The 15,706-nt window shown below is 74.7% G+C and carries 13 protein-coding genes; 8 read left to right on the forward strand and 5 right to left on the reverse strand.

From position 1 onward, the window contains the following. Window positions 1–23: 23 nt before the first annotated feature. The 4 genes from AB0E07_RS27110 to AB0E07_RS27125 form a co-directional block, all read right to left on the reverse strand. Window positions 24–1,394 (reverse strand): deoxyribodipyrimidine photo-lyase, encoded by a 1,371-nt coding sequence (locus tag AB0E07_RS27110; protein ID WP_362257422.1) that lies wholly within the window; start codon window positions 1,392–1,394, stop codon window positions 24–26. A 39-nt stretch (window positions 1,395–1,433) separates the two neighbouring features. Beyond that, window positions 1,434–3,011: an SDR family oxidoreductase gene (locus AB0E07_RS27115; RefSeq protein WP_362257425.1), complete on the reverse strand. Its 1,578-nt coding sequence runs from the start codon at window positions 3,009–3,011 to the stop codon at window positions 1,434–1,436. A gap of 180 nt (window positions 3,012–3,191) precedes the next feature. After that, window positions 3,192–4,085, reverse strand: coding sequence for an SDR family oxidoreductase (locus tag AB0E07_RS27120; RefSeq protein ID WP_362257427.1), 894 nt, complete (start codon window positions 4,083–4,085; stop codon window positions 3,192–3,194). Between the two features lie 86 nt (window positions 4,086–4,171). After that, complete coding sequence (locus AB0E07_RS27125; protein WP_362257430.1) at window positions 4,172–6,301, reverse strand: MMPL family transporter; 2,130 nt, start codon at window positions 6,299–6,301, stop codon at window positions 4,172–4,174. A gap of 74 nt (window positions 6,302–6,375) precedes the next feature. Here AB0E07_RS27125 and AB0E07_RS27130 point away from each other — a divergent pair, with 74 nt between their 5' ends. The 4 genes from AB0E07_RS27130 (at window position 6,376) to AB0E07_RS27145 (ending at window position 9,832) form a co-directional block, all read left to right on the forward strand. Further along, window positions 6,376–6,876 (forward strand): MarR family transcriptional regulator, encoded by a 501-nt coding sequence (locus AB0E07_RS27130; RefSeq protein ID WP_362257433.1) that lies wholly within the window; start codon window positions 6,376–6,378, stop codon window positions 6,874–6,876. 58 nt (window positions 6,877–6,934) lie between these two features. Next, window positions 6,935–7,507 carry a DUF4383 domain-containing protein gene (locus AB0E07_RS27135; protein WP_362257436.1) on the forward strand — a complete coding sequence of 191 codons (573 nt, stop codon included), beginning with the start codon at window positions 6,935–6,937 and terminating at the stop codon, window positions 7,505–7,507. Between the two features lie 98 nt (window positions 7,508–7,605). Further along, window positions 7,606–8,505 (forward strand): oxygenase MpaB family protein, encoded by a 900-nt coding sequence (locus AB0E07_RS27140; protein WP_362257439.1) that lies wholly within the window; start codon window positions 7,606–7,608, stop codon window positions 8,503–8,505. 85 nt (window positions 8,506–8,590) lie between these two features. After that, window positions 8,591–9,832: an NAD(P)/FAD-dependent oxidoreductase gene (locus AB0E07_RS27145; protein WP_362257442.1), complete on the forward strand. Its 1,242-nt coding sequence runs from the start codon at window positions 8,591–8,593 to the stop codon at window positions 9,830–9,832. Window positions 9,833–9,957: 125 nt separating this feature from the next. Here AB0E07_RS27145 and AB0E07_RS27150 read toward each other — a convergent pair whose 3' ends face one another. Next, complete coding sequence (locus AB0E07_RS27150) at window positions 9,958–11,958, reverse strand: hypothetical protein (RefSeq protein WP_362257445.1); 2,001 nt, start codon at window positions 11,956–11,958, stop codon at window positions 9,958–9,960. A 206-nt stretch (window positions 11,959–12,164) separates the two neighbouring features. Between AB0E07_RS27150 and AB0E07_RS27155 the strand changes: the two genes are divergently transcribed. The 4 genes from AB0E07_RS27155 to AB0E07_RS27170 all read left to right on the forward strand — a co-directional run bounded on the left by AB0E07_RS27155 (window position 12,165) and on the right by AB0E07_RS27170 (window position 15,686). Continuing rightward, complete coding sequence (locus AB0E07_RS27155) at window positions 12,165–12,311, forward strand: hypothetical protein (protein WP_362257448.1); 147 nt, start codon at window positions 12,165–12,167, stop codon at window positions 12,309–12,311. Window positions 12,312–12,472: 161 nt separating this feature from the next. Continuing rightward, window positions 12,473–14,191, forward strand: coding sequence for a SpoIIE family protein phosphatase (locus tag AB0E07_RS27160; RefSeq protein WP_362257451.1), 1,719 nt, complete (start codon window positions 12,473–12,475; stop codon window positions 14,189–14,191). Next, on the forward strand, window positions 14,188–15,282 hold the full coding sequence (locus AB0E07_RS27165; RefSeq protein WP_362257454.1) for a cobalamin B12-binding domain-containing protein: 1,095 nt from the start codon (window positions 14,188–14,190) through the stop codon (window positions 15,280–15,282). Before AB0E07_RS27160 ends, AB0E07_RS27165 begins: the two co-directional genes overlap by 4 nt. Beyond that, a complete protein-coding gene (locus AB0E07_RS27170; protein WP_362257457.1) occupies window positions 15,279–15,686 on the forward strand; it encodes an STAS domain-containing protein in 408 nt (135 codons plus the stop codon). The genes AB0E07_RS27165 and AB0E07_RS27170 overlap by 4 nt, the downstream gene beginning before the upstream one ends. Window positions 15,687–15,706 lie beyond the last annotated feature (20 nt).

A 15,706-nucleotide genomic window follows, 5' to 3' on the forward strand; every position in this document is an offset into this window, starting at 1 on the left:
CTCCGTCAGCTCCGTCAGTCCCGTCAGCTCCGGCCGCGCGCCCGCTTGAACCGCTCCAGGCCGTCGCCGAGGTCGATCAGGCGCTTGGGGTAGTCGGCCCGCTCGTCCTCGGGCAGCCGCCACGGTTCGTGTACGGCGCCGCCCTTCACCTCGCCCAGCTCCGGCACCCAGCGCCGCACGTACGCGCCCTGCGGGTCGAACCGTTTGCCCTGGACGACCGGGTTGAGGACCCGGTTGGGCCGGGTGTCGGTGCCGGTGCCCGCGACCCACTGCCAGTTGAGCTGGTTGTTGACGACGTCACCGTCCACCAGCAGGTCCAGGAAGTGCCGGGCGCCGATCCGCCAGTCGACGTAGAGCGTCTTGCTGAGGAAGCTCGCAGCCAGCAGGCGGGCCCGGTTGTGCATCCAGCCCTCGTGCAGCAACTGCCGCATGGCCGCGTCGACGACCGGATAGCCGGTCCGTCCCTCCCGCCACGCGGCGATGTCCTCGGCCGCGTCCTCCTCGGACCGCCAACGGTCCTGCCGGGAGCGGTAGTCGGCCGCGGACGCGTCCGGCCGGGCGGCCAGTACCTGGTGGTGGAAGTCCCGCCAGCACAACTGCCGTACGAACGCCTCCCCGCCCGGGCCCGCGTGGGCGTGCCGGGCCCGGTGGACCAGCTCGACCGGTGAGAGCGTGCCGAAGTGCAGATGGGGCGAGAGCCGTGAGGTCGCGTCGCCCGCCATGTCGTCGTGCCGGTCCTCGTACTCCGCCAGGTGGCCGCGCGCCCACCGGGAGAGCCGCTCGCGGCCCGCGCTCTCCCCGCCGGTGGCGAGTCCCGGCGAGATGCCGTCCGACTCCTCGCGGACGGGCACCGGTTCGGAGTCCACCGAGTCGGGGACGCGCACGGTGCGCGGCGCCGGGCAGATGTCCCGCAGCCGCTCCTGCGACCAGCGCCGGAAGTACGGGGTGAAGACGGCGTAGTGGTCGGAACCGGCCGGGGTGACCGCGCCCGGGGCGACGGCGGTGGTCACCGTGTCGTGGACCCGCAGTTCCACGCCCTGCCGGCGCAGCCCCTCGCGCAGCCGCTCCTCCCGGCGGTGGGCGTATCCGGTGACCCCGGCGGCCATGTGCACCTCCGTCGCGCCGCACTCGGCGGCGACGGCGCGCACCTGGCGTACGACCGGGCCCGAGCGCACGACGAGCCGTCCGCCCCGGTCGCGCAGCGCCCCGTCGAGGTCGTTGAGGCAGTCGGCGAGGAAGGCGGCCCGGTTGGGCGCGTCGAACCCGGTCGCGTGGATCCCGGTGTCACGGACGAACAGCGGCACCACTTCGTCCGCCGACCGCAGCGCCGCGCGCAGCGGCGGATGGTCGTGCACGCGCAGGTCGGAGGTGAACAGGACGACCGCGACGGTCATGGGGGACTCCCTGAAGGGGCGATGCGGTAGCGAAACCTTCTATTGACGCACTCTTCGGATGTCGTGCGGCGGCCGGATGCGGGAGTCGCCCGCCGAACCCCCGCGCGGGCTCATGCCCTTGGCGGCGGCCTGGGTGATGTTGCGGGCCATGCCGCCGAAGACGATCGCGTGGAAGGGGGAGACGGCCCACCAGTAGGCGTGGCCGAGGAGACCGCGCGGGTGGAACAGCGCGCGCTGGCGGTAGCGGGTGCCGCCCCGGTCGTCGTCCTCCGCGTACATCTCCAGCCAGGCCAGGCCCGGCAGCCGCATCTCCGCCCGCAGACGGAGCAGATGCCCGGGTTCGATCTCCTCGACCCGCCAGAAGTCCAGCGAGTCGCCGACCCGCAGGCGTTCGGCGTCGCGCCGGCCCCGGCGCAGCCCGACACCGCCCACGAACCGGTCCAGCCAGCCGCGCACCGCCCAGGCGAGGGGGAAGGAGTACCAGCCGTTGTCCCCGCCGATGCCCTCGATCACCTTCCACAGCGCGGCGCGGGGCGCTTCGACCGGCAGGTGCCGTTCGTCCTCGTAGAGGCTGCCGCCGGCCCAGTCCGGGTCGGTGGGCAGCGGGTCGCTGGGCGCGCCGGGGACGGCGGCGGAGGACCAGCGGGTGGCGACCTGCGCGTCCCGTACCCGGCGCAGGGCCATGGCGAGGGCGTCGTCGAAGGGGAGCGGGCGGCCCGGCAGGTCGGGTACGTACCGGGCGATGTCGTGCTCGCGGCACACCACCTCGTGCCGCAGCGACTCCGTCAGCGGCCGGGCGAGGGAGGCGGGCACCGGCGTGACGAGTCCGACCCAGTGGCTGGACAGGCGGGGGGTGAGCACCGGGACCGGCACGATCACCCGGCGTCGCAGCCCGGCGACGGCGGCGTAACGGCACATCATCTCCCGGTAGGTGAGGACGTCCGGCCCGCCGATGTCGAACGTGCGGTCGACCTCGGGCGGGAGGTCGGCGCAGCCGACGAGGTAACGCAGCACGTCCCGCACGCCGATGGGCTGGGTGCGGGTGTGCACCCAGCTCGGGGTGACCATGACGGGCAGCCGTTCGGTCAGGTAGCGCAGCATCTCGAACGAGGCCGAGCCCGAGCCGATGACCACGGCGGCCCGCAGGACGGCGGCGGGCACCGGCGAGTCCAGGAAGATCCGCCCCACCTCGGCCCGGGAGCGCAGATGCGGTGAGAGGGAGTCCTCGGGGACGCCCTCGGGGGTGAGCCCGCCGAGGTAGACGATCCGGCGTACACCCGCGGCGTGCGCCTGCTCGGCGAAGACGCGGGCCGCGCGGCGGTCGGTCTCCTCGAAGTCCGTGCCGCTGCCCAGGGCGTGGACCAGGTAGTACGCGACCTCGACCCCACGCATGGCCGCCGCCACCGACTCCGCGTCCGTGACGTCGCCCTTGACCGTCTCGGCGTCGCCCGCCCAGGGGTGGTCGCGCAGTTTCCCGGGGGAGCGGGCCAGGCAGCGCACCTGGTGCCCGGCCTCCAGCAGTTCCGGTACCAGGCGCCCGCCGATGTATCCGGACGCCCCTGTCACCAGGCATCGCAGCGGCCGGCCGGCGCGCTGTCCGTCCGTACCCGTACTCATGAGCCTCCTCCACGCGGTCGGTCGGAATCGGTTTCGGTCCGGGGGCGGGGCGGCGGATGGCGCCGTCCCGACGTGTCTACTTCCGAGCGGGGGCCGCCGGTGGATGCGGGTCGGCGGGCTCGCGTGACCGTCCGGCCGCGACGCCGTCCGCGGATGTGCGGCACGCCGGGTAGCGGCCGTTCACCGGGTCGGTGCCGCGGGGTCGGCCGCCTGGTCGGCCCGGCCTCCCGCGCCGAGCAGTCCGGTGGCGGTGAACGGCTCCGCCGCGGCGAGGCGCGGCAGTTCGCGGCGCGACAGCAGGGTGACGACCGGCGGCATCGCGCCCCGTACCAGCTGGGTGGCCCGCAGCCAGCCGGGCACGTACACGGCGGGTCGGCGGCGCTCCACGGCCCCGACCAGACGGTCGGCCACGTACGACACGGGGTAGACCTTGCGGGCCGGTGGCGGCATGTGGCCGCGCAGTTCCCGCAGTACGGCGAACTCGTCGGCGTCGCGGACCATGTCGGTGTCGGTCCAGTTGATGTAGGCGATCCCCACGCCCACGTGCCGGTGGGCGACCTCGGCGCGCAGCGCGTGGGCGAAGGACTCGACGCCCGCCTTGGAGGCGCAGTAGGCGCTCATCATCGGCGCGGCCCCGATCGAGGCGAGCGAGGCGACCTGGAGGAAGTAGCCGCGGGCGTCGAGCAGGTCGGCCAGGAAGGTCCGCGCGGTGACGGCGCTGCCCACGAGGTTCACCTCGACGACCCGGCGCCACACCGCGAGATCGGCCTCCGCGAAGGGTCCGCCCTCGGCCACCCCGGCGTTGGCGACGACGACCGAGGGCGGCCCGAACCGGGCCCGGATCTCGGCGGCGGCGCGGAGCATGGCGCGTTCGTCGGTGACGTCGGCCTCCCAGCAGGCGGACTCGCCCGGCAGGGAGTCCCGGACCTCGGCGAGGGTGCGCTCCTCGCGGCCGAGCAGGGCGACCTTGGCGCCGCGCCTCGACAGCTCCCGGGCGAGCCCGGCCCCGAGGCCGCGCGCCGCGCCGGTCACGACGGCGGTACGGGAGTGCAGGGGGCTGCGGGTGACCGGCATGGGAGTTCCTCTCCACGAATGCGCTGGCCCGGCCCACGCTAGACGCGGACCGGGCCGTCGGCACTCCGGCGGGGGCCGGACCCCGGCTAGACCCGGTCGCCGACCGCCGACTCCGTGCTCGTGCGGCTCGGGGTACCGGCGCCCTTCTTCTCGCGCGCGAGGGCGCTGGGCCACCACGCCCGCGGGCCGACGTCGATCACCAGGGCGGGCACCAGCAGGGAGCGGACCACCAGGGTGTCCAGGAGCACCCCGAAGGCGACGATGAACGCGATCTGCACCAGGAAGGCCAGCGGGATGACCATCAGTGCCGCGAACGTCGCGGCGAGGACCACACCGGCCGAGGTGATCACCCCGCCGGTGGTGGTCAGCCCGCGCAGCACGCCCTGCCGGTTGCCGAGCACGAGGGCCTCCTCCCGCACCCGGGACATCAGGAAGATGTTGTAGTCCACGCCGAGCGCCACCAGGAACACGAAGCCGTACAGCGGTACCGAGGCGTCCGTGCCGCTGAAGCCCAGCAGGTGCTCGAAGACCAGAGCCGAGACGCCGAGCGTGGCGAGGAAGTTCAGCGCGACGGTCGCCACCAGCAGCACCGGGACCAGGACGGACCGCAGCAGGAGCATCAGGATCAGCAGGATGATGGCCAGCACGATCGGCACGATGACCGTGACGTCCCGGGAGGCGGTCTCCTGGGTGTCGTACTGCTGGGCCGTGTAACCGCCGACCAGGGCGTCCGCCCCGCTCACGGCGTGCACCCGGTCACGCAGCCGCTGCACGGTCTCCTTGGCGGCGTCGCTGTCCGCCGCGGCCTCCAGCGTCGCGTCGATACGGACCCGCCCGTCCACGACCAGCGGCTCCGCGCCGCCCGGCTGTCCGGAGGCGGAGACCGCGGCCGCCGAGGCGACCCCCGGCGTGTCCTCGGCCGCCTCGGTCACCTCGGCGGCGCGGTCGGCGTCGGCGATGACGACGGCCGGGTTTCCGGACCCGCCGGGGAAGTGCTCGCCTAGGGTCCGCTGAGCGGAGACCGACGGCGCGTCGTTGACGAAGATCTCGTCGAGCGGCACGCCCTTGGAGGACAGCGCGGGCGAGAAGGCCGCGAAGGCGGCGAGCACCAGGGCGGTCACGATCCAGGTCCGGCGCGGCCGGCGGTCCACCAGCGCGGCGACCCGGCGCCACACCCCGCTGCCGCCCTCCTCGGCGGGCTTCGCCCGGGACGGCCAGTAGGCGGCACGGCCCAGCAGCGCCAGCACCGCGGGCAGGAAGGTGAGCGTGGACAGGACGGCGCAGGCGATGCCGATCGCGCCGACCGGGCCCAGGGCGCGGTTGTTGGTGAGGTCGCTGGCGAGCAGCGCGAGCAGACCGAGGGCCACGGTGGCGGCGCTCGCGGTGATCGCGCCGAAGGAGCGGCGTACGGCGGCCAGGGCGGCCGCGGCCCGGTCGCCGCTCGCGGCGAGTTCCTCGCGGAAGCGCGCGGCGAGCAGCAGGGCGTAGTCGGTGGCCGCGCCGATCACCAGGATCGACAGGATGCCCTGGACCTGGCCGTCCACCCGGACGACGTCCCGGTCGGCCAGCCAGTAGACCACCGCGCAGGCCAGGCCCAGCGCGAAGACCGAACCCAGGATGATCAGGAAGGGCAGCAGCACGCTGCGGTAGACGAGCAGCAGGATGAGCAGGACCGCGCCCAGCGCCACGCCCAGCAGCAGGCCGTCGATGCCCGCGAACGCGTCGGAGAGGTCGGCCTGGCTCGCCGCCGGTCCCGCGAGCTGTGCCTCGGTACCGGTCACGCCCTCGGCCGCGGTGCGGATCTCGTCGAGCGCGGTGGGCAGTTCCTCGCCGAGGTCCGGACGCAGCTGGACGACGGCCTGCATCGCCAGGCCGTCCTCGGAGAGCAGGGCGGGGGAGGGCTCGCCGACGAGCCCCGGGTCCCCGGCGAGCGCCGCGACGGCGCGGGTCGCCTCGGCCCGCTGCTCCTCGCTGACGCGCTCCCCGTCGGCCGTCCAGACGACGATCGCGGGCAGGGTCTCGGACTGGTCGAACGCCTCCCGCGCCTTGAGCACTTGCGTGGACTCCGCGCTCTGCGGCAGGAAGGCGGCCTGGTCGTTGGTGGCGACCTCGCCGAGCTTGCCCGCGTAGGGGCCGAGTGTGCCGCCGACGCCGAGCCAGACGAGCAACAGGACGAGGGGCACCAGCCACCGGCCCCAGCGCGCTGCGATGTTCATGGACGTCCCAAGCTTCGGTGAAATGTGTCAATGACAAAGTATCTCAATCATCGAGCGACTTTATACTGGGGGTCATGAGCGCCCCCGGTACGCCCTCGCCGTCTCTTCTGGGAGAAGACCCGACAGGGTTGCAGTCCTTCGCCGTTCTGTTGCGCCGGATGAACGGCGAGTTCAACCGGATCGCCCAGGAGTTCGCGCAGGCGCACGGCCTGCATCTGACCGACGTCCAGGCGCTCATCGCGATCCTGGACGCCGACCCCGAGGACGGCCCCATGACGCCCGGCCGGCTGCGCCGGCAGCTCAACCTCACCTCCGGCGCCATGACCGCCTGCGTCGACCGGCTGGAACGGGCCGGACATGTGCGGCGGGTCCGGGCCGACGACGACCGCCGGGTGGTGCACCTCCACTACGCGGCGGCGGGCAAGCTCCTGGCCAGGGACTACTTCCGCCCGCTCGCCCACAGCACCGACCGGGCGCGCGGTCACTTCACGCACGAGGAACTGACGGTCGTCGTGCGCTTCCTGGCCGAGATGAACCGGGAGCTGGGCCTGCTCCGGCGGCTCCCCGAGGAGTAGGGCACCGAAGAAGAAGCCGAAACGCATCCGAATGCCCCGCACAGGTCGAAATGGGGGCATGAAGCTACGAGACGAACTCCCAGTCGACCACCACCTGGCGACCGTCTACCGCTACGGCGCCGGGTTCTGCGGTCTGGTGCTGCTCACCTTCGCCTGCCTCGGCTTCGCCGACGCCCTCAGCCCCTTCGACACCTCGGGCGACACCATCGTCGGCATGACCACCAACGTCGCGCTCAGCGTCGTCTCCGCCGTCGTGGGCGTCGCCCTGCTCGCCGGAGCCGTCATCGGCGGCAACTTCGCCTCCACCCTCAACATGGTGGTCGGCACGCTGTTCGTCCTGAGCGGCTTCGCCCACCTCTTCGTGCTGGACCGCCCCGCCAACTTCCTCGACTTCGGCATGACCAACGTGATCTTCAGCTTCGTCATGGGGCTGCTCATCGCGACCTTCGGCATGTACGGCCGGGTCTCCAGCAAGCTCCCGCCCGACAACCCCTACTGGCAGCGCAGGCACCCCGAACAGGCGGCCCGCCGGCCCCGGCCTGCGACCGCGCTCCCGTCAGCGGCGCCGGCGACCCCCGCCCTGGCCGAGTCGACGCCCGCCCCCGGCACCGCGCGCCGCCTCGGCAAGTGAGCGACGACCGCCTCACCGCCACCGACCGGCCCCGTGCCGAGGGACACTCGACGGTGCGGGCGCCGTGCGGCGCCGGCCGAGAAGGAGGCCACCGCTCCATGAGGCTGCTGCCGGATCTGGACCGGATCCGCGACCGGACGGGCGAGGCGATCTTCTCCCGCGTGGCGGGGCCCGAGGGCCCCGCCAACCGCGCGCGCATCCACGGAGCACCGGGACCGCGCTGGTTCGGCCCCGACCGGCCGGTGCGCCGGGTCCACGGGGACGCGTCGATGTTCACCGGCGGACTCGCCGCGCTGCTCCTGCAGTCCCTGCACCCCGCCGCCATGGCCGCCGTGTCGGCGCACTCCGGATTCCGCGGCGACCCCTGGGGACGGCTCCAGCGCACCAGCACCTTCCTCGCCGTCACCACGTACGGCCCCGCCGACAGCGCCCGGCGGGCCTGCGACCGGGTGCGGGCGGTGCACGAGGCGGTGCGCGGCACCACCGCCGACGGCCTGCCCTACCGGGCCTCGGACCCGCACCTGCTGTGCTGGGTGCACATCGCCGAGGTCGACTGCTTCCTGCGGGCCCACCAGCGCTACGGCGCCCGTCCCCTCGACGACGCCGGCCGCGACGGCTACGTCGCCGACATGGCCCGCATCGCGTCCGCCCTCGGCGTGCCCGACCCGCCGCGGGACCACGCGGCCCTCGTACGCCGGCTGGCCTCCTACCGCGACGAACTGCGCGGCACGCCCGAGGCCCGCGCCACCGCGCGCTTCCTCCTGCTGCGGCCCCCCGTCCCCTGGGCGGCCCGGCTGCCCTACGGGGTCCTGGCCGCGAACGCCGTCTCACTGCTGCCCGGTTGGGCCTCCCGGGAACTGGGCCTGCCCCGCGTCCCGCTCACCGAGGAGCTGTGCGTGCGACCGCTGGGCACGGCGGTGACCGCGGGCATCCGCTGGGCGATGGCACCCACCCGCCGGCGGGTACAAGCGGGTGACGTCACCGGGCCACCGCAGTAGCCGGACCCTGGTGAGGTAATGCATCCGCGGGGAACACGGCCGACGAAGACCGGGGGAGCCGTCGAGGTGCTGGAGAGGTGATCGTGTGTCCGCAGCGCGGGACTCCACGGATGTACTGGTGGTCGGAGCGGGAGTCGCGGGCCTGGCCTGCGCCCGGGACCTGCTCGACGCCGGAGTGGGCGTACGGGTCCTGGAGGCGTCCGACGACGTCGGAGGGCGGATGCGCGCCGACCGGGTCGACGGGTTCGTGGTGGACCGGGGGTTCCAGGTCTTCAACACCTCCTACCCGCAGGTCCGGCGCCGGATGGTGCTCCGGGACCTGAGGCTGCGCCCCTTCACTCCGGGCGTGCTGGTGCACGACCCGTCGGGCAGGCTGCGGTTCAGCGACCCCACCCGCCGCCCCGGCACCCTTCCCGACCTGCTCCCGGGACGCCTGGCGGGCGCCCGTGACATGGCGGCGCTGGGCGCGCTGTGCGCCCGGGACATGCTGGTCCCGACCCGCCTGCTCAAGCGCTCGGCGGACACCACCACCCGGACGGCGCTCGCCCAGGCCGGCATCTCCGAGGCGCTCGTGGAACGGTTCTTCCGGCCGTTCCTGTCGGGGGTGTTCCTGGAGGACGAACTGGTCACCTCCGGCCGGTTCTTCCACCTGGTCTGGCGGAGCATGCTGCGCGGCACCCTGTGCCTGCCGACGGACGGCGTCGGAGCGGTCCCGCACGCCCTGGCCACCGCGCTGCCCGCGGACACCGTCCGGCTGGAGACCCCCGTGGCCGGGCTCACCGACACGGGACTCCTCACCGCCGCCGGAGCGGAACTGCCCGCCCGCGCGGTGGTGGTGGCGACGGGACCCGGTCCGGTCGCCGAACTGCTGCCCGAGGTCGACCTCCCGGACTACCGGGTCGTGACGACGTACTCCCACGTCGCCCCCCGGTCCCCGCTGGGCGAGCCGACGCTGCTCGTGGACAGCCGGCGCCGCTTCCTCAACACCGTCGTCCTCAGCGACGTCGTACCGTCCTACGCCCCGGCGGGCCACGCGCTGATCGCCACCTCGGTCCTGGGGCACGACACCGAGGGCCGGGAGCGACAGGTGCGCGAGGCGCTGGGCGAGGCGTACGGCACGGGCACCGAGCACTGGGACCTGCTGACCGTCCGCACGGTCGTGGACGCCCTGCCCGCGATGGCCCCGCCCCTGCCGCTCAGCCGCACCACCCGGGTCGCCCCCGGCCGCTACGTCTGCGGTGACCACCGGGCCACCGGCTCGGTGCAGGGCGCGATGGCCTCCGGGGCGCGCGCCGCCCGCGAGGTGCTCCAGGACCTGCGGCGCTGAGGTCCGGTTCCGCCGGGTGCATCCGGCGGCCCCCTCCGCGGCGAACCACCCAGCGCGGGAGGGACAGGGCTCTCGTTCCGTGACGCCCCCGAGCCGGGGCGGGAGCCCGCCTCCTCCGGGGGGTGTCAGCGGGGGACCGACCGGACCTCGGCCCCGTCCGGCAGGGTCCCGACCACCTCCGGCAGACCGCCCCCGGAGTTGCGGGCGGCGAGGAACGGGCCGTCCGCGACCGCCTCCAGCGGTCCCGTCGCCTCGACCCGGACGACCGAGCGGCTGCCCGCCGCCAGGACGTACGGCTTGCCGGACGGTGACCGCCAGTCGATGTCGGCCACCACGTCCTGACCGAACCGGCTGCACTCGGCGGTGTCCTCCCGGACACCGGCCGACCGGGCGGCGCCCCCGCCCGGCCCCAGGAAGAGGTACTCCACGCGTCCCGGTCCCCGCCAGGTGTCGGCGCGGGCGCACACCCAGGTGGCGCCGCCCGCCCGCTCGGGCAGCTTCTGCTGGGCGAACACCCAGTGGTTCACCGCGCGAACGCCGTGTCCGCGCAGCCCGTCGAGCCGGCACGCGGACCGGGACCACCCCGCCAGGGCGTCCGGGCCGGTCGCCTCCCGGGGCGGGCGCGGCCGCTCGCCCGGTACGGGGGGCGGCATGTACGTCAGGTGCGCGGGCGACAGGCCGCCGAGGTCGGTCAGCAGGAACGCGTGGTCCTCCACGATGCGCGGCGAGGAACTCAGCTGCACCACGGGCCAGGTCCGGCAGTCGTCCCCGGGCGGCGGCACCGGGACCGGGTCGGTGAGGCCGCTCGCGGAACGGCCCAGCGCGACCGGCTCGGAGTCCGACGCGAGCAGGTCACGCGTGGCCGCCCCGGCGATCCAGGGGGCCAGCAGCAGCCGTACCGACCGCTCGCCGCGGGAGACGACGACCGCGGCGGCGGTCGTCACGTCCGCGCCGTCGGTCAGCGCGGAGACCAGTTCGGCGGTGCCCCCGCCGCGCGGCGGCTCGCTGTACCGCACGGTCGTCAGACCGTCGTGCAGGACGACCACGGCGCGCCCGTCGACGTCCCCGGCGTACAGCAGCCTGGGAGCCCGGCCGGTACCGCTCGCCGCCGCTCCCGGCTCCACCGAACGCCGCCCGGACCAGGAGGGATCCGCCCATGCCCGCAGCGCGCGCTCCAGCAGGGGCCGGTCCTCGGTCCTGCCGCCGCGCGCGGGCCAGGCCGTGAAGTCGACCCGCGCGGTGTCCGCCCAGGCGTCGGCGGGGGTCCGCACGAGCGCGTCGGCGTCGACCGCGGCGGCGGGCCCGGACCGGTCCCCGCCCGCGGTGGGGTGACGTCCGCCGTCCGGGAGGGAGAGCGCGACGCCCCCGGCGCACGCGGCGAGCACCACCGCGGTGATCGCGGTGCGTACCCGGTTCCGGCGGCGCAGCAGATCCGTCGGCCGGGCGTGCAGCAGGCACGGGTCGAACTCCGGCGCGAGCAGCGCGGTGGCCGGCACCTGGGCGGGCGGCACTCCGGAGCCGGCGACGCCTTCCGGCCCGGCGGGGTCTCCCCGCTCGACGAGGTGCCGCGCGGACCGGACGGCCGCCTCGGGATCCGTCACCCCGGCCGCCCGCAGCACCCGCGCCGCGCCGTCGTCGGGCAGCTCCTCCAGCACCAGGAGCGCGAAAGCCGCCCGCACCGGCCAGTCCGCCTCGGCCAGAGCGCGGTCCAGCACCATCTCCTCGGTGCCCCCGGACTGCGGGAAGACCCGCAGTCCCCACACGGCCGGCAGCAGCGGGAGCCCCGCCCGCCGGTCCCACGGCCGGGGAATCCGGCCGGGCCGGGCGTCCTGGGCCAGCGCGGCCCGCAACACCCGGGTGCGCAGGGCGCCGTACTCGGCCGAGGCGCCCTGTCCGGTGCCGCCCGGTCCGCGCTGGCCGGGCAGGACCAGCCTGCGGCGGGGCAGGGCCCGCTGCACGACACCGTGGGCGGCGAGGACCCGCCGGTGGCGGCCCAGGCCGCGGGGGAGAGTGACGTAGACCAGACGGACCAGCCGGGCGTAGTGCTCCATGAGCGCGGCCTCGGCGTGCTCCACATCGAGCGCGCGCGGGCGGCTGCCGGGGAGTGCGGGCCGACGCAGGGACATGTGGGTTCGCTCTTCCGGGGGATCGGGTGTGCTGTTCATACGGTCAAACGAGTGATCTTCGATGCCGTCACCCCCTTGTCGGAGGGCCGGCGCACGCGAGCAGGGATGACCCGGCCGGATAGGGGTAACCGGCCGGGACGAGGACCTTGCCGTGCGGCTAGGGCCTGGAACAGGCCCTAGGTCGCCGACCGACTCAGGAGGCAGTCGTGCCAGGCATGTTGGACAGGATCAAGCGGTTCAGCCGGACCCCGCAGGGGCGTCGTGCCGTCGAGGAGGTCCGCCGCGCCTCGGCCGACCCGCGGCGCCGTGCCCAGGCCCAGCGCCTGTTCGGCAAGTTGCGCGGAAGGCGCTGACGGCCCTGTGCCGTCGGATCGCTGATGTCCTGTCAAGGGGTGGGAGAACTCCCGGCTCACCCGGCCGGTTGCACCGGCCGGGCCCTTTGGTGGACGGTGGAACGGCCCTGTACTCGATCAGCAGGAAGGGGGATGGGCGCGCACCCCGCGCTCCCCTGCCTGTGATTCCTTCACCCACACCCGCCTCCGGGCCCGCGCCGGCCGTACAGCCGGGCGCGGCCTGGAACGGCGCACCCTGTCCGATCCTGGTGCTGGACCGTGACGCCGGCATCGTCGAACTCAACGACGCCGCCCGCAGACTGCTGGCCCATCCCGCCGACGGAGCCGAGGCCGGGCGTACCGGCGCGGCCGGACCCGGGCGCACCGCCCCCGAGTGGCTGTCCGCCGCGCACCTGAGGCTGCAGCGGCCCGGCGCCGAGGCCCGGCCCGCGAACCCCGTGGCCGGCGCGGTCGCCGAACGCTCCTTCAAGGCACACCCGACGCCCCGCCCCGGCGGGGAGGTCATGTGGTGGCTCATGGAGGACACCGATCTGCGGCTCGCCGAGCGGGCCCTGGAGGGCGCGCGGGCACGGTCCGCCGTCCTGACGGAGATCTCCACCGCCCTGCTCTCCTCGCTGAACGTCGACCGCTGCCTGGAGGTCACCGCGCGGATGGCCGCCGACCACCTCGCGGACGCGGCCGTCGTGGTCGCGCCGGCCCAGGGCCGCCGGTACCCGCTCACCCACGCCGAGCGCCACGGACCGGTCACCGGGAGCGTGCTGGAGATCGACCCCGACGTGGTCCCCGGACTCACCGAGGCGCTCCAGGGGTTCCCCCCGGTCCCCGCCCGGTGGATCAGCCCGGACGCCATTCCCGACTGGGCCGTCCCGCCCGGGTTCGCCGGCCCCATCGGCTCCGTGATCGTCACCCCGCTGCCGGGCCACGGATTCCCGGCCGGGGCGCTGATCCTGCTGCGGTCGGGCAGCCACCCCGCCTTCGACGAGGGCGAGGAGGTCTTCGCGCGGCTCTTCTCCGCCCGCGCCGGAGCCGCGCTCTCCGCGGCCCGTCTCTACACCGAGCAGTCCGCCATCACGACCGCGCTGATGCGCGAACTCCTCCCGCCGACCCTGCGCCATGTGCACGGCGTGGGATACGCGGGCCGGTACCGCGCCTCCCGCGACCACGAACGCGTCGGCGGCGACTTCTACGACGTCCATCCCGGCGCCGACCCGGCCCAGGAGTCGTTCGCGGTGCTCGGTGACGTCTCCGGCAAGGGTCTTGAGGCCGCCGTGCTCACCGGCAAGATCCGCAGCGTCCTCCAGGCGCTGCTGCCGCTCTCCCGCGACCACCAGAAGGTCCTCGGCCTCCTCAACGACGCCCTCCTCAACTCCCACAGCGCCCGTTTCGCCACCCTGACCCTGGCGTCCGCACGCCAGCGGGCGGGGCTGGTCCACCTCCGGCTGACCAGCGCCGGTCATCTGCCGCCGCTGATCGTGCGCCGCGACGGGACGGTCGAGGAGGCCGACACGCGGGGCCAGTTGATCGGCGCGATCCCCGACGTCACCGCGCACACCGCGCGGGTCGCCCTGGCCCCCGGCGAGACCTGCCTGCTCTACACCGACGGCATCACCGAGGCGCGCGGCGGCCCGCTGGGCGACGAGATGTACGGCGAACGCCGGCTGCGCACGGCGCTGCGGGACTGCGCGCGCATGCCCCCCGAGGCGGTGGTCGAGCGCGTGCACATGCTGGCCGACCAGTGGCTGGGCGGCCGGCACCACGACGACATGGCGACCCTCGCCATCACCCACCCGGCGAGCAGCCGGAGCCCGCTGACCCTGGTCGCGGGCGGCACCACCCGCTCCGGCACCGCCGGACACGGGAGCAGGGAGAGCACAGCATGACGGAAACGGCAGTCGCGGACCAGGAGATCCTGGCGCTGCGGGACAGACTGTGGGCGGCGGCGCTGGACGCCGACGAGGCCGGCGCGGTGGACGTCGTCACCTCGGCCGCCCGGGACGGATGGTCCCCGGAGTCCCTTCTCCTGGACGTCGTCGCCGGGGTGCAGCGCAGGGTCGGCGAGGAGTGGGCCGGCAACCGGATCACCGTGGCCGACGAGCACGCGGTCACCGCCGTCAACGACCGGGCCGTGGCGGCGCTGTCCCGCCGCCTGCCCCGCCCGGGCGGCGACCGGCCCCGGGTCACCGTCGCCTGCGTCGACGGGGAGTGGCACGCCCTGCCCGCCCGACTGGTGGCGGAGACCCTGCGCTGGCGCGGCCGGGACGTGGACTTCCTCGGCGCCCACGTGCCGACCGCCCACCTCATCAGCCATCTGCACGCGAACCGGCCCGAGGCGGTGCTGCTCTCCGCGTCGATCCCCACCCATCTGCCCGCGGCCCACGCCGCCCTGACGGCGATTCAGTCGATCGGGGTGCCGGTCGTCGTCGGCGGGGCCGCGTTCGGTCCGGACGGCCGACAGGCCCGGGTGCTGCACGCGGACGCCTGGGCCGGGGACGCGCGCGGCGCGGCCGAACTCCTCGACGCCGGAGTGGAGCCCTCGTACGCCTCCGCCGCCGCCCGCCAGCAGATCGACGACCTGCCGCATCTCACCGACCAGGAGTACACCCTCATCACCCGCAACCGGCCCGCCCTGGTGAAACAGACGCTGCACGGTCTGGAGGAGAGATATCCGCCCATGCGGTCGTACAGCCCCGACCAGTACGACCGCACCGCCGAGGACATCGGGCACGTGCTCGACTTCCTCGCCACGGCCCTGTACTTCGACGACCGGGACATCTTCCAGCGGTTCGTCACCTGGACCGGGCAGATCCTGACCGTGCGACGGGTGCCCGCGGCCTCGCTGGGTCTGGCGCTGAGCGTGCTCGCGGCCCAGCTGCACGAATTCCCGCGGGCCGAGAGCTTCCTGAGCGAAGCCGCCCGGTCCTTCGACACGCTGCCCGACCTGCCCGCATCCGGTACAGGAACACTCGCATGAGCACGCACACCTCCCTGAGCGTCGCCACCCGCGCCACAGGCCCGCACGCCCTCGTCGTCGCGGTCGGGGGCGACCTCGACTACGACACCGGTGACACCTTCCTCACTCTCGTGGCCTGCGCGCTCGACACCCACGCCAGGGAGCACGGACCGACCCTGCGCCACCTCCATCTGGACTGTGCCGACCTGGGTCTGGTCGACTCCGTGGGCCTGTCCGCGCTGCTGATGCTGCGCCGGCGCACCCACCCCGCCGGGATCGCCCTGCACCTGGACAACCGTCCCCTGCAACTGGCCCGTCTGCTGGACATCACCGGGACCGGCGGGTATCTCACCGAGTCCCGGGCCCCGAGCGCGCCGGGCGAGGGCTGGGAGGCGGACGGTCCCGGCAGCGCGACCGTGACCTGACGGCGCCCGTGACCGGGTCC

This window comes from Streptomyces sp. NPDC048002 (assembly GCF_040653275.1).
Taxonomy (GTDB): Bacteria; Actinomycetota; Actinomycetes; order Streptomycetales; family Streptomycetaceae; genus Streptomyces.